Annotated in this window: 21 protein-coding genes; 17 read left to right on the forward strand and 4 right to left on the reverse strand. The window is 53.1% G+C overall.

Annotated features, from left to right (window positions below):
- Positions 1-305: 305 nt before the first annotated feature.
- Both FE783_RS34345 and FE783_RS34350 read right to left on the reverse strand, forming a co-directional pair.
- A complete protein-coding gene (locus FE783_RS34345; protein WP_158302184.1) occupies positions 306-1,169 on the reverse strand; it encodes an AraC family transcriptional regulator in 864 nt (287 codons plus the stop codon).
- Between the two features lie 74 nt (positions 1,170-1,243).
- The gene (locus tag FE783_RS34350) at positions 1,244-2,410 is read right to left on the reverse strand and encodes an alpha/beta hydrolase family protein (RefSeq protein ID WP_138883920.1); all 1,167 of its coding nucleotides are present in this window, start codon (positions 2,408-2,410) and stop codon (positions 1,244-1,246) included.
- A gap of 432 nt (positions 2,411-2,842) precedes the next feature.
- Between FE783_RS34350 and FE783_RS34355 the strand changes: the two genes are divergently transcribed.
- From FE783_RS34355 to FE783_RS34370, 4 genes are all read left to right on the forward strand, one after another.
- Entirely contained in the window at positions 2,843-4,150 is a 1,308-nt protein-coding gene (locus tag FE783_RS34355; RefSeq protein ID WP_138883921.1) for an ABC transporter substrate-binding protein, read from the forward strand.
- A 499-nt stretch (positions 4,151-4,649) separates the two neighbouring features.
- Positions 4,650-5,966: an ABC transporter substrate-binding protein gene (locus tag FE783_RS34360; RefSeq protein WP_158302185.1), complete on the forward strand. Its 1,317-nt coding sequence runs from the start codon at positions 4,650-4,652 to the stop codon at positions 5,964-5,966.
- 30 nt (positions 5,967-5,996) lie between these two features.
- Entirely contained in the window at positions 5,997-7,781 is a 1,785-nt protein-coding gene (locus FE783_RS34365) for a hypothetical protein (protein ID WP_138883923.1), read from the forward strand.
- A gap of 129 nt (positions 7,782-7,910) precedes the next feature.
- Positions 7,911-9,293 (forward strand): extracellular solute-binding protein, encoded by a 1,383-nt coding sequence (locus FE783_RS34370; RefSeq protein WP_138883924.1) that lies wholly within the window; start codon positions 7,911-7,913, stop codon positions 9,291-9,293.
- A gap of 144 nt (positions 9,294-9,437) precedes the next feature.
- Here FE783_RS34370 and FE783_RS34375 read toward each other — a convergent pair whose 3' ends face one another.
- The gene (locus FE783_RS34375) at positions 9,438-10,571 is read right to left on the reverse strand and encodes an SGNH/GDSL hydrolase family protein (RefSeq protein ID WP_138883925.1); all 1,134 of its coding nucleotides are present in this window, start codon (positions 10,569-10,571) and stop codon (positions 9,438-9,440) included.
- A 76-nt stretch (positions 10,572-10,647) separates the two neighbouring features.
- Positions 10,648-11,424, reverse strand: a complete 777-nt coding sequence (locus FE783_RS34380) for an AraC family transcriptional regulator (protein ID WP_138883926.1) — start codon at positions 11,422-11,424, stop codon at positions 10,648-10,650.
- 362 nt (positions 11,425-11,786) lie between these two features.
- Here FE783_RS34380 and FE783_RS34385 point away from each other — a divergent pair, with 362 nt between their 5' ends.
- The 13 genes from FE783_RS34385 (at position 11,787) to FE783_RS34445 (ending at position 23,910) form a co-directional block, all read left to right on the forward strand.
- Positions 11,787-12,944 carry an ABC transporter substrate-binding protein gene (locus tag FE783_RS34385; RefSeq protein ID WP_158302186.1) on the forward strand — a complete coding sequence of 386 codons (1,158 nt, stop codon included), beginning with the start codon at positions 11,787-11,789 and terminating at the stop codon, positions 12,942-12,944.
- Entirely contained in the window at positions 12,941-13,084 is a 144-nt protein-coding gene (locus tag FE783_RS37780) for a hypothetical protein (RefSeq protein WP_158302187.1), read from the forward strand. The genes FE783_RS34385 and FE783_RS37780 overlap by 4 nt, the downstream gene beginning before the upstream one ends.
- Before the next feature lie 23 nt (positions 13,085-13,107).
- Positions 13,108-15,669: a LamG-like jellyroll fold domain-containing protein gene (locus tag FE783_RS34390; protein WP_138883928.1), complete on the forward strand. Its 2,562-nt coding sequence runs from the start codon at positions 13,108-13,110 to the stop codon at positions 15,667-15,669.
- Between the two features lie 209 nt (positions 15,670-15,878).
- Complete coding sequence (locus tag FE783_RS34395) at positions 15,879-16,751, forward strand: sugar phosphate isomerase/epimerase family protein (protein ID WP_138883929.1); 873 nt, start codon at positions 15,879-15,881, stop codon at positions 16,749-16,751.
- Positions 16,752-16,886: 135 nt separating this feature from the next.
- Positions 16,887-17,321: a YciI family protein gene (locus FE783_RS34400; RefSeq protein ID WP_138883930.1), complete on the forward strand. Its 435-nt coding sequence runs from the start codon at positions 16,887-16,889 to the stop codon at positions 17,319-17,321.
- Positions 17,318-18,601 carry an RNA polymerase sigma factor gene (locus FE783_RS34405; RefSeq protein WP_138883931.1) on the forward strand — a complete coding sequence of 428 codons (1,284 nt, stop codon included), beginning with the start codon at positions 17,318-17,320 and terminating at the stop codon, positions 18,599-18,601. Before FE783_RS34400 ends, FE783_RS34405 begins: the two co-directional genes overlap by 4 nt.
- 178 nt (positions 18,602-18,779) lie before the next feature.
- Positions 18,780-19,214 carry a YciI family protein gene (locus tag FE783_RS34410; protein WP_138883932.1) on the forward strand — a complete coding sequence of 145 codons (435 nt, stop codon included), beginning with the start codon at positions 18,780-18,782 and terminating at the stop codon, positions 19,212-19,214.
- A 129-nt stretch (positions 19,215-19,343) separates the two neighbouring features.
- Positions 19,344-19,739 (forward strand): VOC family protein, encoded by a 396-nt coding sequence (locus FE783_RS34415; protein ID WP_138883933.1) that lies wholly within the window; start codon positions 19,344-19,346, stop codon positions 19,737-19,739.
- A 14-nt stretch (positions 19,740-19,753) separates the two neighbouring features.
- Positions 19,754-20,575 (forward strand): alpha/beta fold hydrolase, encoded by an 822-nt coding sequence (locus tag FE783_RS34420; protein ID WP_138883934.1) that lies wholly within the window; start codon positions 19,754-19,756, stop codon positions 20,573-20,575.
- A 347-nt stretch (positions 20,576-20,922) separates the two neighbouring features.
- Positions 20,923-21,117, forward strand: a complete 195-nt coding sequence (locus FE783_RS39075) for a GNAT family N-acetyltransferase (RefSeq protein WP_420799795.1) — start codon at positions 20,923-20,925, stop codon at positions 21,115-21,117.
- Between the two features lie 613 nt (positions 21,118-21,730).
- On the forward strand, positions 21,731-21,997 hold the full coding sequence (locus FE783_RS38770) for an NUDIX hydrolase (RefSeq protein ID WP_274381473.1): 267 nt from the start codon (positions 21,731-21,733) through the stop codon (positions 21,995-21,997).
- 361 nt (positions 21,998-22,358) lie between these two features.
- On the forward strand, positions 22,359-22,787 hold the full coding sequence (locus FE783_RS34440; protein ID WP_138883936.1) for a GNAT family N-acetyltransferase: 429 nt from the start codon (positions 22,359-22,361) through the stop codon (positions 22,785-22,787).
- Between the two features lie 208 nt (positions 22,788-22,995).
- Positions 22,996-23,910 (forward strand): aminoglycoside phosphotransferase family protein, encoded by a 915-nt coding sequence (locus tag FE783_RS34445; RefSeq protein ID WP_138883937.1) that lies wholly within the window; start codon positions 22,996-22,998, stop codon positions 23,908-23,910.
- Positions 23,911-24,002: the final 92 nt, after the last annotated feature.

The raw sequence follows: 24,002 nt of genomic DNA on the forward strand, positions 1-24,002 counted from the left end.
ACAGTTTGCTCGTGCCCGCAGTTTTATCTCTACCCTCCGTAAGCAAGGCCTCCCGGTCCTCACCTCCCTAACCTCCGTCCTTTGTGGTGAATTTCGTTTTGGATGATTATGGAACCTAAGTAGTAACGCATTTGTACCTTATCCTCGCAGATTCCCCCTATTTCTTGGGCATCCAGTCCTTCCACGAAAGGAATAACGTACATTTGAACACTAACTGTCCGGGTTCGCGGCACTTCGGTGGATATAGTGCGCATATGCACCTTATCTGCGCAAACAGCCCGTACCCGCCCGGCGGGCGCCGCCGCCTACTCCGCCGCCTGGGCTTGCCGCCACTGGCTAGGGCTCATGCCGTACCGTTTCTTGAACTGCCGGCTGAAGTAATGGATGCTCGGAAAGCCGTTCGTCTCGGCGATATCTTTGACCGTCAAGCTCGTGTTGGTCAAATAGCTTTTGGCCGCGTTCATGCGCAATTCCTGCAAATATTGGTAAGGGGTCGTCCCCGTGTGCTCCTTGAAGAGGCGGATCAGATAGGAGGAGTCCAGATGGGCCCGCGACGCCAGCATTTGCAGCTTCACCTCGTGCAAATAGGCGGATTCCATATACTGCATCAAATCTTGAACGAGCTGCTTGTTCGGATGCGCCTCAGCCGGCTCCGGATTTGCCGCATCCGGCTGACGGTGCTGCTTGAGAGCTGCGGTAATTTGCAGGAACAGCTTGCTTACATCATGCAGGACGATCCGCTCGCGCAATTCGCCGTGCCGGGATAAGCTCTCGTTATTCATGGCGGCCGCGATCGACTCGCTGGTCGAGGCGATCAGCTCGGCAAGTCCGGAGATGCCGGCCGACAATGCTTCGCCGTCGCTCTGTATGCGGTTCCATTCGATCGCTTCGCCGACGGAAGGGAACGAAGCGGTCTGCAAGAGCGGCCCCGCCCCTTTCTCCAGCTCCAAGTACCAGTATGCGGCCGACTCGGACTTTTTGTACAGATGGTGCGGGACGTTATCCGGAATTAGAAACAACGTACGGCTCCCGGAGCGGAACGATTCGTTCATGAACTCGAGCGTTACCTCTCCGCGGGTGATGCACAAAATTTCGTAGAACGGGTGTGTGCCTCCGCCCATGAATTTCTTCTTGTCATCGACCACATTGTGATATGTGCGAATGATCATCGTAACCCACCCATTCCCGTCAACAGTCGTAATACCTTCACTATAAGGTACCGGGGAGCGGCGTGTAAACTTGATCAACGCACGACGACACGGGTACTGGCCGTACATCCGCGCGAATCGAGCACGTTTATGAAATAAGCCCGGGCGTCCTGCGGAAGGCGAACATAGACGCAGTCATCCGCCCGGTCGAGCGTACAATCGGCCGTTGTCCATTCGCATTGCTGCCAGTTATCGCAATTGCTCGTATAGAACAGCTCTGCCTGGACGGGTTCATTCCCGTCGGCCCAATCGCAGGCGACAGAGACGACCCCATTCTCCTCCCTAGGTTCACCAAGACGAAGCAAAGGCTCGCCGCCGAGAACGATACTGTCCGCGAACGCATAGATTTCGGCAGGCTTCCAGCCGAGCGGGTGAGAATGTCCGAGGCGGGGATAGATGCACATGCCGGATTGCTCGATTCCATTTTTGGCGGCGACATACGATTTGCTGAAAATGTTCATGCCGAAATAAGGATCATAGAGCCAATTCACCCACAGCGTCGGCATCGCCACGCGGGACAAATAAGCGGACGGCTCGGTCAGCCGTTTGACCGACTCGGCGCTTGCTTCCCCCATGTCCACGAATCGCTGACCCCATTGATTATGGGCTTCGTACAGAAAGCCGCATCCGTAGACGGGAATGGCGAACGCGAACCGGTTGTCGATTCCAGCGACAAGACTGGTGACGATACCGCCCCACGATATCCCCGTTACTCCGATCCGCTGCGGGTCCACAAGCGGCATATCGCGAAGGAGGGAATGGGCCAGCATGACATTGGCCGCGGCATGGTACATCCACTGCTCCTCCACGGGCTGGTCGCAATCCACAAAAATGCCTTCCCGGATCGGGCCGGACCACGAATGGCTGAACCGCTTGTTCATTCCGGCTGCCCCGAGCGGAAGGTGCCCCTCCAAATCCATCGCAATAGCGGCGTATCCCCGGTTCGTCCACAAGCTCACCCATTCTTCATAGGCGGTGCCCCCGCCTCCATGAACGAGTACGACGGCAGGCACTTTCTCCTTGTCCGCCACTTCCGGCAATCCGTAATAGGCGAAGACGCGCGTTTCTTTTCCCTTGAAGGGCAGCCCTTCATAAAAAATCGAGTGAATGCCGTTCGCGGCCTTCACGTCGGACGGATATATTCGCGGGGAACGATGCAACTGCTCCAAGTTCCATGGCGACGACTTAAGCGTTCTGTCCATCCCGATACCTCCTTGCGTATGCTTATAGCGGGAAGGTTGGTCCTTCCTCCTGTTGCTACTGTATCAAATTGAACGCCGCGTGTATTTGGTTTATATTCGGCGAAAGATCTCCGGTATACGGCGGCAGCCCTATCCGGTTTGCACATAATTGACCTTATCGTTCGCGGACAGTCGGCGCATGTCTTCTCGGGGACGCGGGCAAAAGTCGTTTTTGTACAAACGGAGGCGGAAAGCACGACTTCTATGCCGTCGAATTACCGGATTTATACCAAATACAGAATACAGCCCCATGCAGTAATCTAATGGTGCAAGCGCTTAACCATAGGGCAAGCGAGGGCGGCGCAATACGATAAAGGGGGCGGCGGGAACGGGAACTGTCCGCTGCGGCTGCGCTTCGAGCACAAAAACATATCGGTTACGGGAGGTTCTACGGTGAACAAAACAAAACGAACGGCACTTCTTGCTGCGTTCATGGTGTCGGTCAGCGTGGTGATGGCCGGCTGCGGCGGCGGGGGACCGAAGGAGGCGGCGCCGGCTGCGGAAGTCAACAAACCGGTTACGATTACGGTGTTTAATCCATCGAACTATTCGGAGTATTTGTGGAATAACTTATGGGTGGAGCCGATCAAGAAGAAATATCCGCACATTACGCTCGTCCATGTCAAAAACGAGAAAGGGTCGAGCCTGGCCGATCTGGTCATGGCGAATCGGGTGCCGGACATCATTCAAGGCTCGGGGATCAAATCGACATTCGAGTATAACGATCTGGGCATCTTGGACGACATGACGCCGCTGATGAAGGCGAACGGCTTCGATGCGGGCGGGATCGATCCCGTCAGTCTGGACAGCTTGAAGATCGATAAGAAGGATGCGAAAATATACGGACTTCCCGTAGGGCAAGGCCATGCCGCCTTGTATTACAACAAAGACCTGTTCAACAAGTTCGGGGTCGCTTACCCGAAGGATGGGATGAACTGGGATGAAGTGTACGAGCTGGCCAAGAAAATGGCCCGCACCGACGGCGGCGTCAAATACCGCGGCTTCGACTTTGTCGCCGATTTCCAAATCCCGTACAATCAATTGTCTTTGCCGTTCGTCGACAATAAGACGGACAGAGCGAACGTCCAGACGGACGGCTGGAAGACGGTGTTTGCGGCTATGAAACGGTTTTACGATATCGACGGCAACAATCCGGGTGCGCTGCCGAACGTGTTCAATCCTTTCCTGAAAGACAAGACGGTCGCGATGTTCGCCGTCCCCAACATTTTGAGTCCTTTGATCGAATCGACCCAGAACGGCTTGGACTGGGATATGGTCACGCTGCCTACGTTCGCAAGCGGTCCGAAGACGGGCATACAGCCGGTCGTATCGGGACTGTACGTCTCCAAGACGAGCCAGAACAAGAATGAAGCGTTCCGTGTGGTGGCGCATCTGCTCTCCGAAGAGATTCAAACCGAGCGTTCCCGGATCGGCGAGCCCTCCATCTTGAAAAAGCCCGAAATCAAGAAGTCGTTCGCCGCGGACATGCCGCATACGAAAGGGAGAAACGTGATTGCCTTCGTTTCCGGTACACCGGCCCCTTCGCCGAGCTCGGTAACGAAATACGATTCGATCGCCGGCACAGAGATGGTGAAGAAATTCAAGGAAGTCGCCTTCAACGGGAAAGATATCAATACGGCGCTGCGGGAAGCGGAAGAGATCATCAACAAGAAGATCGACGAGGAGAAGGCGAAGAAATAAGATGCCGTGAGGACATACGGAATACTGTAAATTCGAGCTTATGTCAGTGGGAAACAGAATAACTGCAGGTTGTACGTAGAGGCTGTCGAGAGACAGTCTCTTTTTTTGTGTAGCCAGAAAATTGTACATCCTATCTACATCCAAAAATCATAATTTAAAATTAGTATAACGTCCTATTTACGGCCCATAGGACAATGAAAATCCACTTTTTTGCATATATATTTGTGTTTTTGTGATTTAAAGGGCCAAAAACGTTAAAACCCCCCCTTTACAGGATGTGGAAGGCGAATTATAATGGGTCTCAGAATTAGATCCTATAACATCGCAGTTGTAGTTGGTAAAGTAATAAACTGTAATATGTGATGTAGATAGGACCTAATATTATAATGGAGGAGGGGATACTCCTTTTCGAGAAAGACGTGTTTCAAGCATGGCACTGTACTCAAGAATCCATACCATTGCGGAAATGAAAGCGTTACCATTTAAAGGGGGTCAAGCGATGTTTCGCAAACCGATTTACGCGTGTACGATGTTCGCTCTTACCGCAAGTATGATCGCCGGATGCGGGGGAATGAAGCAGGAGACAGCAAACGATTCCGGGCGGAAAGCACCCGAAGCGAATGCAATGGTTGCGGCCGAACCGGCTACGCTGAAGATTATGTATTTCGCCACGTTAATTACGAAGGAGGCGGTCGATCAGTTTATCGGAGAACCGGTGAAGAAGAAATATCCCCATATTACGATCGAGTACGTGAACACGGGAGGAGGAGTCAGTTTCCAGAAGATGATCGAGCAAGGGACGCCCCCGGATATCGTCATAACCGATTATCCCAATTTGTCCGCCGTTACGGACTATGCGTATCCGCTCGATCTGAACCCTTTCATAGAAAAGTACAAGGTCAGTCTGAATCAGATGGACCCGTCGCCTGTGCAAGGCATCCGGAACGTCGGACCCAAAGGCGAATTATTCGGTCTGCCGTGGTATGTCGATAAATTCATGCTGTTCTACAACAAAGACCTGTTCGACAAGTTTGCCGTTGCTTACCCGACCGATCAAATGACTTACGACGATCTTGTGGGTCTATCCAAACGGCTGACGCGCAAGGAAGATCAGGTTCAATACGAAGGCGTGCGCTGGGGCAATTTGCATACGGTCGGGATGCAGTGGGGAATTCCGATCATTAACAAGCAGACGGGAAAGGCCGATTTTCAAAACGAGCTGTGGAAGCGGGCCCTTACCGTAGTCCGGGATATTCACGGAACGGGAATTACGAATTTGCCCAACGAGGCGTTCTACAAAGAAAACAGAATGGCGATGCTCACGCAGTGGCTGAATCCGATGCTCGGTTTCGTCGAAAGCGTGGAGAAGAGCGGGCAGAAGCTGAACTGGGATATGGCCTCCATTCCGCAGCATAAAGAGGCGCCCGGCATATCCGGCGCAGCCAAGCCGATTTACTTGCTTGTTTCCCAGGGGAGCAAATACAAGGAGCAGGCTTTTCAGGCCGTATCGTACATATCGACCTCGGAAGAAGTGCAGTCTCTGTTATCGCAGTACGGCAAAATTACCGCTTTGAATTCGGATGCGATCCGAAAACAGTTCGGCACCAAGTACGAGCTCGTTAAAGGCAAAAATATCGAGGCGATTTTCAAGCATAAAACGGCCCCGCTGCCTTACAGCACGAACTACGAGAAACTGGCGAGCCCCGAGCTCAATATTGCGGGGACGGACGTCGCTTCGGGCGCCAAAGATATCAATACCGCCCTGCGGGAAGCGGAAGAGCGGGCCAACAAAAAAATCGAAGCGCAGTTGAAATGACCGATCATGTATATAAGGAGAGTGATCCGCATGGAAGAAAAACAGGCCGGACGGGAAAGTCGATTCATCAGCCGCAGGAAGGTGCTGGCGACGATCGGGGCGGCCGCGGCGGGTGCCATCGCAGTATCGGGCAGTGTGGTCGGATTCGGGAAAGAGGCTGTCGGCGCTAACTGCGCCATCTGCTTGGACAGTCTGGCCGACTTGATAGCCTTGGACGAGTCGGAGCTGCACGACGGGCAATGCTTCTGTGTGAAAGGCTACCGGGCGGGCACATCGCATGGCGGCGGCACCTATGTTTGGGATGCTTCGCGCGGTAAGGGCGTTCATAACGGCGGAACCGTAATCGATCCGAATCGGCCGTTTCCGACGGATTGGACGAACGACGGACAAGTGGCGAATTGGTTCGCGGCGGATGCGGCAGGCCAAGGCTGCTACACGAGAATCGGAGATGCGGCAATCACTCCCGAGATGTTTGGCGCCGATCCTGGCGGCGTCATCCCGAGCCAGCGCCAAATTACCCGATGCGCGGCCGCTCACGGGGGCATCCAGCTGTCGTCGAAGGCGACCTATTTATGTACGGACAACGTATATTTCACCAAAGGCAGCTGTGTCGCCGGATACGGCCGAAGCACGAATCTTCGCTTTACGTCGGGCGGGGTCGTTCTGAGCGGAACGGAGTCCAAAGAATTCAGCTTGGAAAATTTCTTGATCACCACCGCCGGAACCGGACAGATCGCGCTCGACATTATCGATGCCAATGTTAATACGGCGCCTACCCGCTGGTCTCTGAGAAATTTGTTCCTGTACAGCGAGACCGCCGGCCAAGGGACCGGATGCCGCATTCGCGGCGGATGGATCGCGTCGGTATTCAATCTGGTCGCGCAGCGCTTCGCGGTAGGGGTGGATATCGTAAGAAGCGACTCCCCGCCGAATGTCGGTTTTAACGGCGTTTCGTTCGTCGGCGGCGAGCTGCAAGGAAACGGGGTAGGGTTCCGCTCCCGTTCTCCGCTGGGAGTCAACTTCTTCGGTACGGCCATCGAAGGAAACACCCAGTTCGGCGCCAGGTTGGAAAACGGAACACGTCAAGTGAACTTTGACGGCGTCTACTTCGAATCGAACGGCACCGCCAATGTGAACAACGGGTCCGACATTGCGATCGATGTCGACGATCCGCTGGCTACGATTTACGGGATAGCCGTGAGGGGCAGCATCTTTCTGCGGGGATCTTCCGGCTGCAAGCGGGCTATAGTCGTGAATAAAGCGATTGGGCTGTATGTCGATCCGGCCTGCTCTTTCCACGGTTATGAGAATGCGCTTGTCCTGAACGAGATCGTAGCCAACGGGGTGCGGGGCGGCCTGTTCGATACGAGGTCGCTGCTCAGTGTGACCGGCCAGCCGGTCATCAACAATACGCTTCAGTACGGCAATCCGACACGCAGCTCGTTCTCGCTCGGCAATGTCGCCGCCGGCCCCGATACCGTGACGGACGGGTGGTTGGGTTTCGTCGCCTTCGGGACCGGAATAGCCAACCGGGGGGCCGTAGATGTATGCGTCCATGCCGAGCAGGCGGGTACGGCATCGTTCCGCCTTGCCGCCATCGATACGGCGACCAATGCCCCATTGGGGACGGATACCCTTTTCAACGCCAGCCTGACAGCGGGAATCAACAAGGTCAATGTCGCCTATAACTTCGAAAGCGGGGGGCTCAAGGGCAAATACGTCGCTTTCCGGCTGTCCCGGCAAGGGGATTCGCCGGCCGATACGAATGCAGGCGGCGTCACTTTGATCGAATGTTTCGTTCAGTATTACGTCTGACTTCCGGAATGCCCGGCCCGAGCAGGGTCGGGCTTTTGCTCCGGCAGATGCGTCTGTTGACATTGAACCATGAACGATACAAAATGAAGGAAGCAAAGCTCCGGCTATTGGACAGGAGAGTAGAAACCGTTGCGCAACGAGGAGAAAGAAAGCCGCAAAACATTTCATTCCAGGCTGAACCGAATGGTTGAAAAGTTGGAGAGGGACATTGCCGAAGGCGTGTACGGCGTAGGCGATCCTCTTCCTTCCGAAACCGCGCTGGCGGAACTATACAAGATGGGTCCGCGTTCGGTCCGTAAAGGCATCGATCTTCTGGTCGAACGGGGCATGGTCGTCAAAGAAAGGCGCGTAGGCGCGAAGGTAGTCAAAGCCCCCGAGCTTGCGCGGGTGACGCTGGTGATCGCCTGCTATGCGACGGTCGTCCACGACTTTGCGCTCGAGCCGTTGATCGCTGACTTTCAGGCGCAGCATCCGTCCATCAGCGTGAAGACGATATTGGTCAATACGGATCACTACTATATGTTCAGCCAAATGCTGGACAGCGGCGTTATCGACGCGGTGACGCTGAATCAGGATACGTTTCAGGACTTTGCGGTACAGGACAAGCTGTCTTTACTGGAGCCGCTGGAGGGCAATCTTCCGGGCGTTTACCGTTTTCTGGCGAATGTGTTTTCCGTCGGGGAACGGCGCTACGTGCAGCCCGTGACGTTTTCTCCTCTTATATTGTGCTACAACAAAGCCCATTTCCGCGAGAAGGGACTTCTGGAGCCGGACAGCACTTGGACGTGGGGCGATATGATCAAAAATGCGAGGCTCCTCACTGGAAGCGATTCGTACGGGCTTTACTTCGATCCGTTGTCCATCAATATTTGGCCTGCCCTGCTCTTGCAGAACGGCGTGAAGTTCGAGCGGAGTGCCAACGGCCGTTTCGAGATAAGCCCGGACGGGAAGTTTATGGAGTGCATGCGGTTTTACCGGGAAATCGTCGCGGATCCGTCCGTCTTTCCCCCGTCCTGGAATGACAGGGAGATCGATTTTATCCAAAGGTTTAGAGAAGGACGCATTTCCATGACGGTCATCGGTTACAGTACCTTGACGCGGCTGAAAGGAAGCGGTATCGATTACGATATATCGCCGATGCCGTTTATTCATCATCCGCTGACCAACGCGATCTCGATCGGGGTAGGCGTCAATGGACAGTCCAGACATAAGGAAGCGGCCCGCACGTTCATGGAATATTTGCGATCGCCAAGAGCCCAGAGGCTGATCGGCTCCCGCTCTCTCAGCATCCCGGTCCATAAGGAAGTAGCCGACGAGATCCGGCCGGATGACGGCGAGCGCCCTTCCCGCTACAACTTGTTCAAAGAAATTATGCCGTCCTTCCGGGTTCAGCAAGATTTGAATCTGGCCAACTGGCAGCTGCGAAAAATGTCCGGCCCGCTCCAGCTTTATTTGTCCGGCCAGATCGACGACATCGCTTTATGCGAGCGGCTTGAGCGCACCCTTTCCTAAAAACGGAAACGGAAAAACTCCCTCGGGCGGGGGAGTTTTTGTTTGTCCGGAAGCCGTCATCGAAATAAGAGGGGTTTGCTCCAAAAGACCGTTAATCAGCTGCGCACTTCCGGCCCGAACGCGCGCAGCCGCCCCTTTCTTCCACTACTCCAAAATAAACCCCTTGAAATCCGCCCTCGCCGACTCGCCCGTGAATACTTCCAGCTTGTACAGCCCGATGTCGATCTGTTCCAGCACGGTTTCCGGTCCGGTTAAAGCTTTGCGCACTCCGTTCACCCGGACGTAAGTGCCGGCGGACTCCGACTTATAAGCTTTCAAGGTCAGCTTCTTCTTGGAGCTGACGAACACCCAGGCGGACATGATGCCGATGTCGGCTGCGTCGGCTTTCGCATAATCGACATACACCTTGAAGCAATCCGTCGGCGATTCCGGCATCGTCAGCCAATCTTCCGGCACGCAATCGAACACCTGCTGGCTCGAATAGTCGATTTTGGCATAGCCGTCCACTACGATCGTCCGGGGAGAGAACCGCGAGAAAATATATTCCGCTTCCGCCTTATGGCCGATATTTCCGAAATGCAGCCTGTCCGAGATAATGGTTCGCGCCGGGACCGAGGAGTACAACAGGAACATCTCGGTGAACTTGTTCAGATCGATAAGCTGAAGGCCGTATTGATCGGCCAGCTCCCGCTTGACTTCGTTCGCGACGGAATAAATATGCTCGCTCGTTCTCATCGGATACGTCTCGGCATATTGGGTCAATACGCCCGGCTCCACGGTCGCTTGGGTCGTAAGGAGAAACGGCTGGATGCCTCCGGAATAGCACCATTCGATCATCTGTTTGACCGATGCCTTGAAGCTGTCCCGGTATGCTTTCTCGTTCGGGAATCCGAGCCGGTCGTTGATGCCGAAGCCGATCCCGATCATCTTGACGTCGTTGTAGGCGGAAGCTTCGCCGAACTCCTGGTCCAGGACCGTAACGGCCCAACGGGCGACTTGACCGCTGAATCCCGCATTGTAAATCCGCAGCGCGGGATTGTTCGTAGCTTGCCGCAGCAAACGCTCCAATACGTTCGAGAACGCGTTGGGCGACAGGTTGTCGGTACCGAGCGTATTGCGCACCCATTCCGTCGTGTTCGCCCCATCGAACGTACTGTCTCCGAAGAAAGCGACGGGAAACTTGTTTCCCGCAAGCCATTCCGTCCAGGCGTCGTTAAACGTATATAATCTTTCGCGTATTAAACTATTGTCTGCCCCCGAAGCTTGTTTCGTTTCCACTTGCCGGCACCTCCCGAATTGACTTGCTCAAACCAACATATTACATGAGATGAATCGTTAATGCTATAACGGATGTTCACGAAGAGCTGTACAGCGTGTTGCTGTAGCGGTTTTGCCGGAAGGAGAGGGGCGTTTCGCGCAGCTCCCGCTTGAAAATCGTGCAAAATTGGGCGTCATTGGAGAAGCCGCACTCGGTCGTGATGGACGTAATCGGCAAATCGGTATAGCGAAGCAGGCTGCGCGCATGCTCCAGCCTTTTGCCGATCAAATATTGGATCGGAGAAAGGCCGAACTGCGTTTTGAACATATGCCGGAAGTGATGGTAGCTGTAGCCCGACAAGGCGGCAAGCTCCTTGACCGATATTTTCTGATTGAAGTTCTCGTCCATATAAGTCCGGGTATAGTGCAAATGATCGTCCGCAGAGACGGTCTCGGACGAAGCGACGGCACGGAGATGCTCGATGACGATTTCGCTGATGCGCAGCTTGAGCAGTTGATCGTAATAGGCATCTTTCTCCTGCATTTCCGCCATGATGTCCAGAAGCATGCCGAGGATCGGGGAAGAGGGGGAATCCCGGAACAGCCCCTGCTGCAAGGAGGGCACATCCCGGCCGGTGAGACTGAAGCCGATGCACAATACTTCGGTATCCTCGTCCCGGTATTCATCGTGCGGCGTGCTTGGCGGAATAACGGCATACGTGTTGGTTCCATAGCGGTATTCGGTGCCGTCCACGCGGGTCAAGCCCTCTCCCGAGGCGTAATAGACGATCTCGCAGCAGCGATGCTGATGCAGACGCATATAAGTGCGGGCAGTCCGTGACCTTCTGAACATAAAATCGATCTGGGCCAGCATGAATGCTCCTCCTCTTCGTCATGCATGATGGGTGCCGCATGTGTTCCGTTAAGATCATTATATTCGCCGAAACCGTCCGATCAAGCATTTATTTGGACCGTCCGCCCCCTCGGCGCAGAAAAGCCAAATCGTATAATGATACCGCCGAAACATGAAAGTTTGAGCTGCCGCAGCGCGGTAGAATGGGCTTGAAATAAGGCGTGGCACTCCACAAGGAAGAGGTGGCCGAAGAGATAAGAGATGCAAGCGGGTCAAGTATTTCACTATTTTTGAAGAACGTTGTTATGCAATGAGGAACGATAAGCGGCATGAATGGTATTCACGATTCAAAGCTCATCAAAAGGCTAGGGGGGGAAATCCGTATGCGGAGATTGGGAATAGTTTCGCTCTTTACCGTGTTATTCATAACCGGATGCGGCGGAACGGGCGGCAAAAGCACCGGGAACGGAGCCGGAACGACGGCGGATCAGCCGGTTACGCTATCCGTGTTCTTTAAATGCTTCCAAGTTACCGACGAGGAATTCGCGAAGTTTTACGTCAATCCGACGAAGAAGAAATATCCGAACATCACGTTGCAGAACGTGGCGTGCACCGGACCGAATCAATATAAAGATATGATCGTGACGAACAGCCTGCCTGACATTATCGTGGACGGGGTTACGAATTTGCGCGATCTGATCGATGTGGACATTCCGGCGGATTTGAACGAGCTCGTCAAGCAGCACAAGTTCGATATCGCCTCGATGAACAAGCAATCGATCCAATTCGTGAAAAATTTCGCCAAGAACGGCGAGCTGTACAGTTTGCCGATCACGCTCAATACGTTCGCCACCTACTACAACAAAGACATTTTCGACATATTGGGCGTGCCGTATCCGAAGGACGGGATGACGTGGGACGACTACGTGGGGCTGGCCAGGAAGCTGACCGTCCAGAAGGACGGGGTCCAGTATCTCGGACTGCAGATGGGCGCGTTTAACCGCTTACCCTCCCAGCTTTCGCTGCCGTATGTCGATGCAGGGTCGAACAAAGCGACGATTCAGAGCGACGGCTGGAGGAATGTGTTCGAAACGTGGAAGACGATCCACGACATACCGGGCAACAGGACGCCGGAAGCGAAAAATTTGTATTCCGGCCGCAACCGGTTCGTCCAGGACAAAAATGTGGCGATGTTCCCCGATATCGCCATGCCGGAAGGCAACTTGACCGATTATGAGAAGACCGGCGGCAAATGGGACATCGCTTCGTTCCCGGCGTTCAAGGACAAGGCCAAAGTCGGAGTCGGCGTGTTCGCCAACGGCATGGTGATCCCGAAGACGGGCAAAAACAAAGATGCGGCGTTCCGCGTCATCGCCAATTTGCTGTCCGATGACGCCCAAACCGAGGCGGCCAAAAACGGATGGATGCCGATTCTCGACAAAGCCGAAGTGCAGAAGCATCTGCTGGAAAACTCCACCCTGTACAAAGGGAAAATATTAAGGCGTTCTATTATAACGACTTGGCCGCGCCTTATCCGATGACCAAGTACGATTCGATCGCATCGGGCAAATATACCGAGGCTTTGCGCCAATACGTGTACGGCTCCAAAGATTTGAATACGACGCTTCGCGAGGCGGAAGAAGCGACCAACAAGGCGATAGAAGCGGAAAAAGCCAAATAGGTTAGAAACGGAGGGCGAGCATCATGATTCGCACGCGATTCAAATGGCTGACCATTATCGTTGTTTGGGGGATGATCTTCATGGCCGTTCCCGTCGCGAAGACGGAGAAATATCAAGCTGCCGCGGCGGCGGCCGCCGATACGGGTTACACCCGGTCGCTCGTTTCCGAAGTGAAGTTCATCGAGGCGTCCGAGCAGAGTTATGTCGCTTCCCCGAGTCTGGTCCGGTTGGACGACGGCACGCTGCTCGTCTCGCACGACTATTTCGGCCCGAATTCCCCGAAGAAGACGACGTCCGTATACCGCTCCAGCGACAACGGAGCGACATGGACTGCCGCCGCCACGCTGAGCGGCATCATGTGGGCGACGCTGTTCAAGCACGAAGACGCCGTATATTTGCTCGGTACTTCGGGGCCGATGGAATCGATCGTAATCCGCAAAAGCACGGACGGGGGAACCACATGGACCGTATCGTCCGATGAGAACAGCGGGCTGTTGTTTCCGGGCGGAGCGAACTTGCCGTCGGCGTATCATACGGCCCCGACTCCTGTGCTGAAGGCGAACGGGCGGATCTATAAAGCTTTTGAGAGCAACAATCCGTACGTATGGCCGGAAAATTTCAAAGCGCTCGTCATTTCCGCGCCGGACGACGCCGATCTGCTCCGCGCAGACAATTGGACGATCACGAATGAAATCGCTTACAACCCATCGTGGACTCCGTCGTCATGGGGCAGTACGGACCCCGGATGGCTGGAAGGGAATACCATCCTCGCGCCGAACGGGGAAATATGGGACGTGCTGCGTTTCAACTCCGCTCCGATGGTGGACAAGGCGGCCATAGTCAAAGTGTCCGCGGACAACGGCGGCGTCTCGTTCGACCCGGCGACCGGATTCATCGATTTTCCCGGAGGGATGAGCAAGTTCAGCATCCGGTATGATGAAGCAAGCGGACTCTATTTGTCGCTCGTCAACAACAGTACGTACCCGTCCAAGCCGAGACAGCGAAACGTGCTTTCCTTGTACGCCTCCTCCGATTTGCGGAAGTGGGATTATGTACGGACACTGATTACGGACGATTCCGGACTTTCCATGCTCGATTCGATCGACAAGATCGGCTTCCAATATGTCGATTGGCAAATCGACGGCAACGAAATCCTCTTCCTGTCCAGAACTTCGTACGGCGGGGCGGACGATTACCACAACAGCAATCGGATTACGTTTCACCGGCTGCACGATTTCCGGAGCTATCTCGATTCGCCGAAAGGCTATTGGAAGTTCGATGAGACAAGCGGCTCGTCGGCAGCCGACAGCTCGGTCTTCGGCAACGTGTACGGAACTGTACATGCTTCGGTGTATGGAGCCTTGTGGTCGCAAGGCTATATCGGCGGCGCTCTGACATTCGATGGGGTCGATGATTACGTCGATCTGGGGAGTGACATGGCGGCGCGGCTGGACGGTTCTACGGCCATCACGATTGCCGGTTGGCTGAATGCGGCATCCTTGTCTGGGTCCGGTCAAGACGGAAATTGGCTGTTCGGCGTTCCGGCCGGCTCCGGCATGACCGGGGCGGAGCTGCTCATGCACGGCAGCCATCTCCGGGTCGGCGGCAGAAGCAAGCCCGGCGAAACGTACCGGTACAAAGATTTCCCGTTCCCCTCCGTCGGCGAATGGCATCATGCGGCTGCCGTTCTGGACTTCGGAAAAGATGAAATCCGGTTGTTCCTTGACGGCGTCGAACAGGTGCCGGTGCAGAACGGACAGACCAAATTCCAGTCTTCCGTCTATCGTCCCGTTTCTTCGCCGAATTCCGCCACGATAGGTCGCAGCCCGGCGGGCGGCGGTTATTTTCACGGCATGCTGGATGAAATCAAGGTGTACGGGAAAGCGCTGGCACCTGGAGAAATCGTCAGCTTGGCCTACGACGGTCTGGAGGGCTACTGGACATTCGACGAGTCGGGCGGGACGTCGGCCATGGACGTTTCCCGATACGGCAGAGGCGCCAAGATCATGGGTGCTGTCCGCGAGGCGGATGGGGGCGGGATTCGACTGGACGGGACGGTCGATCATGTGGACTTGGGCTATGACATCGGCATGGCGCTAAGAGGTGCTCCGGGAATTACAGTGGCCGGCTGGGTCGAAGCCCGCGCGATTGCCAATTCAACGGCGCATTGGCTGTTCGGCACGAGAATCCACGGCAGTACGGCCGGCGCGGAAGTGCTCGTTTACGGCAACGCCATCCGGGTCGCGGGGAGAAGCGTCTCTTCGGACAGTTACCGCTACAAAGAGTTCGCTTATCCTGCGGGAGAGGAACGGCACCATATCGTCGCGATCCTCGATTATGCGGGCAACCGGATCGCCTTGTACGTAGACGGTGTGGAACAGGCGCCTACGGGCGGCACCGTCAATTTCAACAGCCGCGCTTACGAGCGGATGCTCCCGGCGCAAAGAGACTCCATCGGCAAAAATCCGGCCGGGACGGATACGGGGTTCCTGGCGGGGACGATCGACAACTTGATGATTTTCTCCAAACCGTTAACGGCTGCGCAGGTCGGGCACCTATATCGGCAGCAGATGGCGGAGCAGTGACGATTGAACAACGGCTCTATGTCGCGAATGATGCGAACGGAGCCGTTTTTCTTGTGGGATTTCGGATCCGAATGAGCCCGTTATGCACGCAAAGTGTTTCCGTTTTACTTGAATATGGAGCCTCAGAATGATATGTATGAATAGATGACTTGGGGTGAATGCGGTTACAACCTATGTTGATGCGGGAACTAAATCGAAGAGGTGAGACTGTGAAAATCGGATTAAGCTCGTACAGCTTGCTGAACGCTTTGAAGTCGGGAGAAATGGACATATTGGACGCGATCCAATGGGTTGCGGACAACGGCGGAGAGCATATGGAGTTTGTTCCTTACGGTTATACGTTGGTGGACAATCCCGCGTTGACGGATGAGGTGCGTGAGAAGGCGCGCTCAGTCGGCATCGAACTATCGAACTATTCGATGCCGGCCAATTTCGTACAAGAAACCGAAGAAGCATTCGAGGAAGAAATGAACCGGATGAAGCAGCATGTCGATCTTGTTCATCGTTTGGGCATGAAGCATATGCGCCATGACGTGACCGCTTTTACGATACCGCCGGAAAAGATGACGATCGCCTGGTTTGAGGAAAGCTTGCCGCTCATCGTCAGAGGCAGCCGGATCGTTGCGGATTATGCCCGCCAGTATGGAATCACAACGACGATTGAAAATCACGGCTTCAGCGTTCAAGCCAGCGATCGCGTACAACGCGTACTGCAGGCCGTGGACCGTCCGAATTTCAAGACTACACTCGACATCGGCAATTTCATGTGTGTGGACGAGAATCCGATCATCGGGGTCATGAAAAACTTGCCGTACGCCTCTCTCATTCATTTCAAAGATTTTTACTTTCGCCCGTACGATCAATATCCGGGAGAGGGCGTTTGGTTTAAAACCGCGCACGGCAACTACTTGCGCGGCGCCATTATCGGCCATGGCGATATCGATATTCGAAGAATCGTAAAGCTCGTAAAAAGCTCGGGATACGACGGGTATATTACGGTGGAATTCGAGGGGATGGAGGAATGCAAATCGGCCTCCCGAATCGCCATGCAAAATTTGCGCCGGCTTTGGGAAGAAGCCTGAACGGCTGCCATCGGAGCTTAAAAGGAAATGCCATATCCATTTTGATCCGGCATGTCGATTTAGCGGACTTTCATTCGTCGTCCATATGGAGGCAGCATAACGGTCTCCAATACTCAATCAGGAGGAGTCAATCCAATGAGGTTTATGATGATTGTCAAGGCTACCCAAGATTCGGAGGCGGGCGTAGGGCCCAGCGAAGAGCTGTTCGCGGCGATGATGCGGTACAACGAGGAGCTGGCCAAGGCCGGGGTGCTGCTCGCGGCCGACGGGCTCCATCCGAGCTCGAACGGCATCCGGATCTCCTATCCCGAACCGGGCGGCAAGCCGAAGGTCGTCGACGGCCCTTTCACCGAGTCGAAAGAGATTATCGCCGGCTATACGCTGATCGAGGTCAAATCGAGAGAAGAAGCGATCGAGTGGGCCATGCGCATGCCGGATCCGCACGGCTTCGGCGAAGGCCAAATCGAGCTGAGGCAAGTGTTCGAGGCGCCCGAATTGACGCACAATCCTGAATTGATCGCGAAGGAGGCCGAGCTGCGCAAACAGATGGAGAGGCTGAATAAATCGTGACGGACATCGCTGCCCACCGTACGATCGATGCGATCTGGCGCATCGAATCGGCCAAGCTCATCGCCGGTCTTGCGCGGATGGTGCGCGATGTCGGCATTGCCGAAGACCTGGCACAGGATGCGCTCGTCATCGCGCTTGAGCGGTGGCCGGAAACCGGTATTCCGGACAACCCCGGCGCTTGGCTGATGGCGACGGCGAAACGCCGCGCGATCGATCTGCTGCGCAGGAACAAGCTGCGCGACCGGAAATATGAAGAGCTCGGACGCGGCGGCGATTTATATACCGAGCTCGATCTGGAATCGTCGATGGACGGGATTGGCGACGATCTGCTTCGTTTGATCTTTACGACCTGCCATCCCGTTTTATCCCAGGAAGCGCGCGTAGCTCTGACACTGCGTCTGCTGGGGGGGCTCACGACGGAGGAAATCGCGCATGCCTTTTTAATCCCCGAATCGACCGTCGCTCAGCGGATCGTCCGGGCCAAGCGGACATTGACCGCCGCGCGGGTTGCCTTTGAAGTTCCTGCGGGCGATGAGCTTAAGGACCGCCTGTCATCGGTGCTCGAAGTCATCTATCTCATGTTCAACGAGGGATATAACGCGACCTCAGGCGGGAGTTGGATTCGACCTCTGCTCTGCCGGGAGGCGCTCCGTCTAGGGCGCATCCTGGCGGAAATCGCTCCCTCGGAGCCGGAGGTTCACGGTCTGGTCGCCTTGATGGAGATCCAATCTTCGCGGTTTAAAACCCGGGTCGGGCCGACGGGAGAGCCTATCCTCCTCATGGATCAGAACCGGGCGCTCTGGGATCGGCTTCTGATCCGCCGCGGCTTGGCCGCGCTCGAGCGTGCCCGGAAGCAAGGGCGCCCGCTAGGTCCTTACGCGCTTCAGGCGTCGATATCCGCGTGCCACGCCCAGGCCCGTACCGCTTCGGAGACCGACTGGGCGCGTATCGCCGCCCTTTACGAAGCGTTATCCCGGGTGAGCCCTTCGCCTGTCGTGGAGCTGAACCGCGCGGTGGCGATCGCCATGGCGTTCGGTCCGGCGTTCGGTCTGCAAATCGTCGATGAACTGGCTTCCGAACCGTCTCTGAAAGGGTACCACCTGCTGCCGAGCGTTCGTGGCGATTTTCTAATGAAGCTGGGCCGCGTTGCCGAAGCACGCGAGCAATTCGAGCTCGCCGCTTCGTTGACGCGAAACGAGCGCGAACGCGAGCTTCTGTCGAGACGCGCCGCCGAATGCGCTGTAAAAGACGGGACGCAAGGCCATGTAGAACGCGAATGAACATTTGTTTCGTTCGCGTTTTTTTGGCCTATATAGAGTATTAATTTCGGGGTCCCCGCAAAATCGGTACGGCATGTCGATTTCGCCGCCTCTCGTTCGTCGTCCGAGTAGAGTCAAGTTCCCGGGTCATCCGGCTCCGGCAGCTTGATCTCCACCAGAACGAAGGAGGAGAAACACGATGCGCTTTATGATGATTGTCAAAGCGACCCGGCATTCCGAGGCGGGAGTGGGGCCCGCGCGGGAACTCGTTGAAGCGATGACGGCGTATAACGAGGAGCTGGCAAGAGCCGGTGTGCTGCTTGCAGCCGAAGGGCTGTATCCGAGTTCCGGCGGAATACGGATCACGTATCCCGTACCCGGCGGCAAACCGAAAGTGGCGCCTGGACCCTTCGAGGGGGCGAGAGAGCTGATTGCGGGAATCACGCTGATCGAGGTGAAGTCGGAGGAGGAGGCGTACGAATGGGCGATTCGCATGCCCGATCCCCACGGCTTCGGCGAGGGCGAAATCGAGCTTCGCCGGGTTTACGAAGCGGCGGAGCTGATCCGCGATCCGATATTACGGGCGATGGAGGCCGACCTGCGCGACCAGATTGACATGCTGTACAAAAAATAAAAATTATTTTTTCGGATCTGTCGATTTTGTCGTTTCCCGTTCGTTGTGTTAGTAGAGGCCGGGTTAAGCGGCGATCATCCGGTTCGCCCGGCAAACCAAATCCAAATCGTAGACGAAAGGTTGATGAACATGAAAGCACTGTTAACCCCTTATGTGATATCGGAGGATGCGAGAGCGCAAGCTGAACTGTATAGGAAAGCGATCGGCGGCGAAATTCGGTCCGTGATGACTTACGGCCAGATGCCGGGGACGCCGGAAGCGCTCAAGGACAAAGTGATGCACATGGTGATGACGGTGGCGGGCGGCAATACGTTGTTTCTTTCCGATTCCTTTGAGCCGGCCGGCGGCAGCCGCGGCATTGCGCTGGCGCTGGCATTCGAAAGCGAGGCCGAAGCCCGGGAGGCATTCGGGAATCTTGGCGAGGGCGGTGCGGTCAAGCATCCGTTCGAATTTCAGCCTTGGGGGGCCTATTACGGCGAAGTCGTAGACAAATTCGGCATCACGTGGCAGATCGTCAAACAATAGAAACGGAGAATCTCATGAACAAAGTCATTTCAAGAGACGGCACCGCGATCGCTTATGACAAGGTCGGCAAGGGACCGGCGATTATTTTGGTGGACGGCGCCCTTTGCCACCGTGCCTCGGGCCCGAATGGGCCGCTTGCCGCACGGTTGGCCGAGCGGTTCACCGTATACAATTACGATCGCCGCGGCCGTGGCGACAGCGAGGAGAAGAAGCCTTACGCGATCGAGCGGGAGGTGGAAGATATAGAAGCCATTATTCAAGCCGCCGGCGGATCCGCGTACGTATATGGAATATCGTCAGGAGCGGCTCTCGCGCTCGAGGCGGCTATGCGGCTGCCGGCCATCGAGAAATTGGCTTTGTACGAGGCGCCGTTCATCGTGGATGACAGCCGTTCGGCCGTTCCGGACCATTATCTCACCCGGATGAACGAGCTGCTTACTTCGAACAATCGAAGCGCAGCCGTCAAGCATTTCATGAGGAAAGGAGTCGGCGTGCCGGCTCCGATCGTCGCCATGATGCGCATCATGCCTGCTTGGAAGAAGCTGAAGGCTGTCGCGCATACGCTGCCCTATGATACGATTCTGACGATAGACTATCAGAAAGGCAAGCCGCTGCCTGCGGACCGATGGCGTGCGGTTGCCGCACCGACGCTTGTAATCGCCGGCGGGAAGAGCCCCGCATGGATGCGTAATGCGATGCAAGCTTTATCGAAGGCACTGCCGGGCGCCGAGCATCGAACGTTAGAAGGGCAGACGCACATCGTAAAACCGGCGGCTCTGGCCCCGGTACTGACGGAGTTTTTTAACGATAAGGAAGTTTATGGAGAGGTAAAGTGAACGGGAAGCAAAGGCTGCCGAAACATTCGGCGGCCTTTGCTTATCTATTGGGCAGGTTAATGCGATTAGAAGCCTGGTGTTTAAGCGAGTACCCCTTTTTACTCAACCGAGTTTGCTTTATTGATTCCTTGAAAGTCATCATTTAGAAAAAATCGGGTCTGTGCTGCAAAGTCTTTTGCCGATGTTTCAGGCCGTACTTATCATAAACTCCAGATGGCCTCGACGGAATTTGGTTTGTATTCGTAAACCGGTTACTCTTGAAACTAAGTGCATGTTTCACGTTGGTGGGGCTAGGAGTTGGGTTTCGCCTTTGGGCATCTTCATTGTTACGGAACAGTTGAATTTGCCTGAAGAGGCTTGCTGTCGACCCCCACTATCAAGGAAGGGCAATCGGAAGAGGGCTCGTCGAACACCTAAAATCCCGTTTAGAACGGAATACATTAATTTCCCTATCCGCCCCTGAATCGAGAGGATATTATCAGAGTATTGGGTTTACTAACTTCGAGCATATTGAAGACACTTGGAACCTGTATATGAAATGAGTGTCAATCACTGCAAATAGGGCAGGAACTGGTTAAGAAAAGAGAGACAGATCGCATCTGGTGTGAACCTATCAAGTTGGACTGTATAATCGACGGCACCAACCCTAACGACAGAATGTCAATTCAGCTCCAACTGAGGTTCTTAGCTCTTTATTGTTAACTTTAAAAATACACTTTAAAGGGTATTTTATTTTTATACACAAATAGCACCGGATCTATGAGTTGTAAAAAATGTTATTATTATGTAAAAGTCACATGATTGGGTTGGTTATTATGGATCCGAGAGTCAAAAGCTTGCCTGGACGGTGGTAAATTACTCGATTCAACTGCAGATCGGTGAGTATTTGCTAGTTGAAGTGGAAGGTCATCACACTGCCTTGGCGAAGGCAATTCTTGTAGAAGCATTTAAAGTTGGTGGGAACGCGAGCATTGTTTTTAACGATCAGGATATACTGCGGACACAGATCATGTACAGGACAACAGATCAATGGATACAGCATGCGTCCCATGATAATGCTCGAATGAATGCAATAGATGCCTACGTCTTAATTAAAGCGTGTCAGCGATCAAACAAAATACCTGTTAAAGTCGGAGGGAGATTTGTTTGAAAAGAGTGGATGTGGCAAGCGCCTTAATTTTTGATGAAACATCAGAGAATGTTCTGATGGTACGGAATAAAAGGGGGAGCTCCTCAGACTGGAGTTTGCCTGGAGGAGCGGTAGAGCCTGGGGAAACATTGGAACAAGCCGTTATCAGAGAGACAAAAGAAGAAGCAGGCGTCGATATAAAAGTAACAGGTCTTTACTCAGTAAGAGAAGCATTTTTTACAGGTGCAGCACAGCACGCTCCTAATATTCACATTCACCTCATCAATCATTAATGGAGAACTAGGAAGTATTGACCCTGATCATGAGATTCTTGAAATAAGATGGATTGATATTACAACCGCAAATCAATCTTTTCAAAATTATCAGTTCCAATGGTAATTGTGCCCAAGAATAGATTATTATCGACTTATTCTTTCTATGGGAATGTTTAAGGCAAGTGAGCATCCCAGCCGACTTCACTAAACCGAGAACGGAGAAAGTAAGCTCGATATTACGACACAACGAGGCAGCCGGCGAATCGATCGGCTGCTTCGCTCACCAAACTGGCATCATTGCGCAACAAACAGTTGATTTCCATAAAATCGATTATCCGTTATCTTGGGAACAGTATTTATAAATGAAAGTGGGGCTATCATGACAAACGAATCGGATATTTCTTTTGGAAATAAAGAGGAAAGTGAATACATAAGGAGAAGGCTGATCGAATTTAATGCACAGCATGTTCCTGAAAGTTTAAGTTCCCGGTATGAAGAGATAAATCTCGCCGTTAAGAATAACGATGGTCGGGTCATTGGTGGATTGTTAGCTACTCTTTGTTGGAATTGGATTGAGATTGATATTCTTTGGGTGGAGGAATCTCTTAGAGGCATGGGGTACGGTACCCGCCTGTTAAATATTATTGAGAGTATAGCTAAAGAAAAAAGTTGTACATTCATTAAGCTTAATACCTTTAGCTTTCAAGCACCTTATTTTTATCTGAAGAACGGTTATAAAAAGGTTGCAGTATTTAAAGAAGCACCGATCGGGAGTAATCATTATTATTTCAAGAAAGCTATTGTTTAAGGGACAGAATAGATTACTGAACTAACGAGATTACGTTAACGGACGCGATGGTTGAACAAACTGCTCTCGAGGTTGCCGCGGAAACGATCGGCGGCCTCGTTCCGCTAATGGATATTAGAAAATTGTAACAACCGTTTAGTACAACATGTTAGCAAATAATTAGTCTTTACCGAGTAATTACTGGAAATTAACATTAAGGGGACTTCGTATGAGTTTAGTCCAGTATATTATAGACGAGTTACAAGGTTCGTCCATAACTCATTTTGAAGAGTTAAACAAGGGATTTTCGACTGCGAAAAAATATGTACTCTACTCAAAGGATAACGTGTCGAAGTACATATTAAAAGTATACGGTATTGAAAAAGCAGAGAGACGTAAAGTTGAATTTGATTTATTAAAACGGCATTACAATAATAATGTATCATGTCAGAGACCAATCAAATTCGGAATCAATGCTGAGCATCAAGCTTGCTATATGGTATTGTCATATTTTAATGGAGTGAGCGGCGACAAATTCATACCAAGTAGGAGTGTTGAAGAGCAATATAGTCTTGGGGTTTTAGCTGGAAGGGAATTAAGGAAAATTCATTTAATTACCCCACTAAAACCATTCGATTGGTACGGGAAAAGGACAGAAAAGTACCAGAAGAAAATGGATGAGTGCAAGAAATTAGGTCTTACATTTTATCAGCAGAAATTTATAGAAAATTACATTAAAGATAACATTCATTTATTAAAAGACAGCAGGGTTTCGTTCCAACATGATGATTTCCACCCTCAAAACATGATTGTAAACGACAATGGAGCTATTTCAATTATTGATTTTGATTCCTATGATTGGGGTGACCCTTTTGAGGAATTTTTTAAATTACCCAAGTTCACGATTTATGTGAGTAAATACTTTGCGAAAGGTCAAGTTGACGGGTACTTCAACAGCAAAATACCTGACACGTTTTGGCGTAAATATAATTTGTTTGTCGCTCTTAACCAGCATGCGAGTCAGTTAGGTAGCGTAACTTCTAATAACCTAGCCTACGTTCAAGAAAGAACTCGTTACATCATTGAAACACATGACTTCAGACATAATAATGCTCCGGACTGGTTCAATAATTGTCATGTTTGAAAACCTGTTTTTCACTGAACGACGGAGTACGCTTTTAAAGCATACTTAATACAACATCCTATGGAAGCTGAAAAATACTTGAATGGAAGCGA

The sequence above is a fragment of the Paenibacillus mesophilus genome (assembly GCF_005938385.1).
GTDB lineage: Bacteria > Bacillota > Bacilli > Paenibacillales > NBRC-103111 > Paenibacillus_AB > Paenibacillus_AB mesophilus.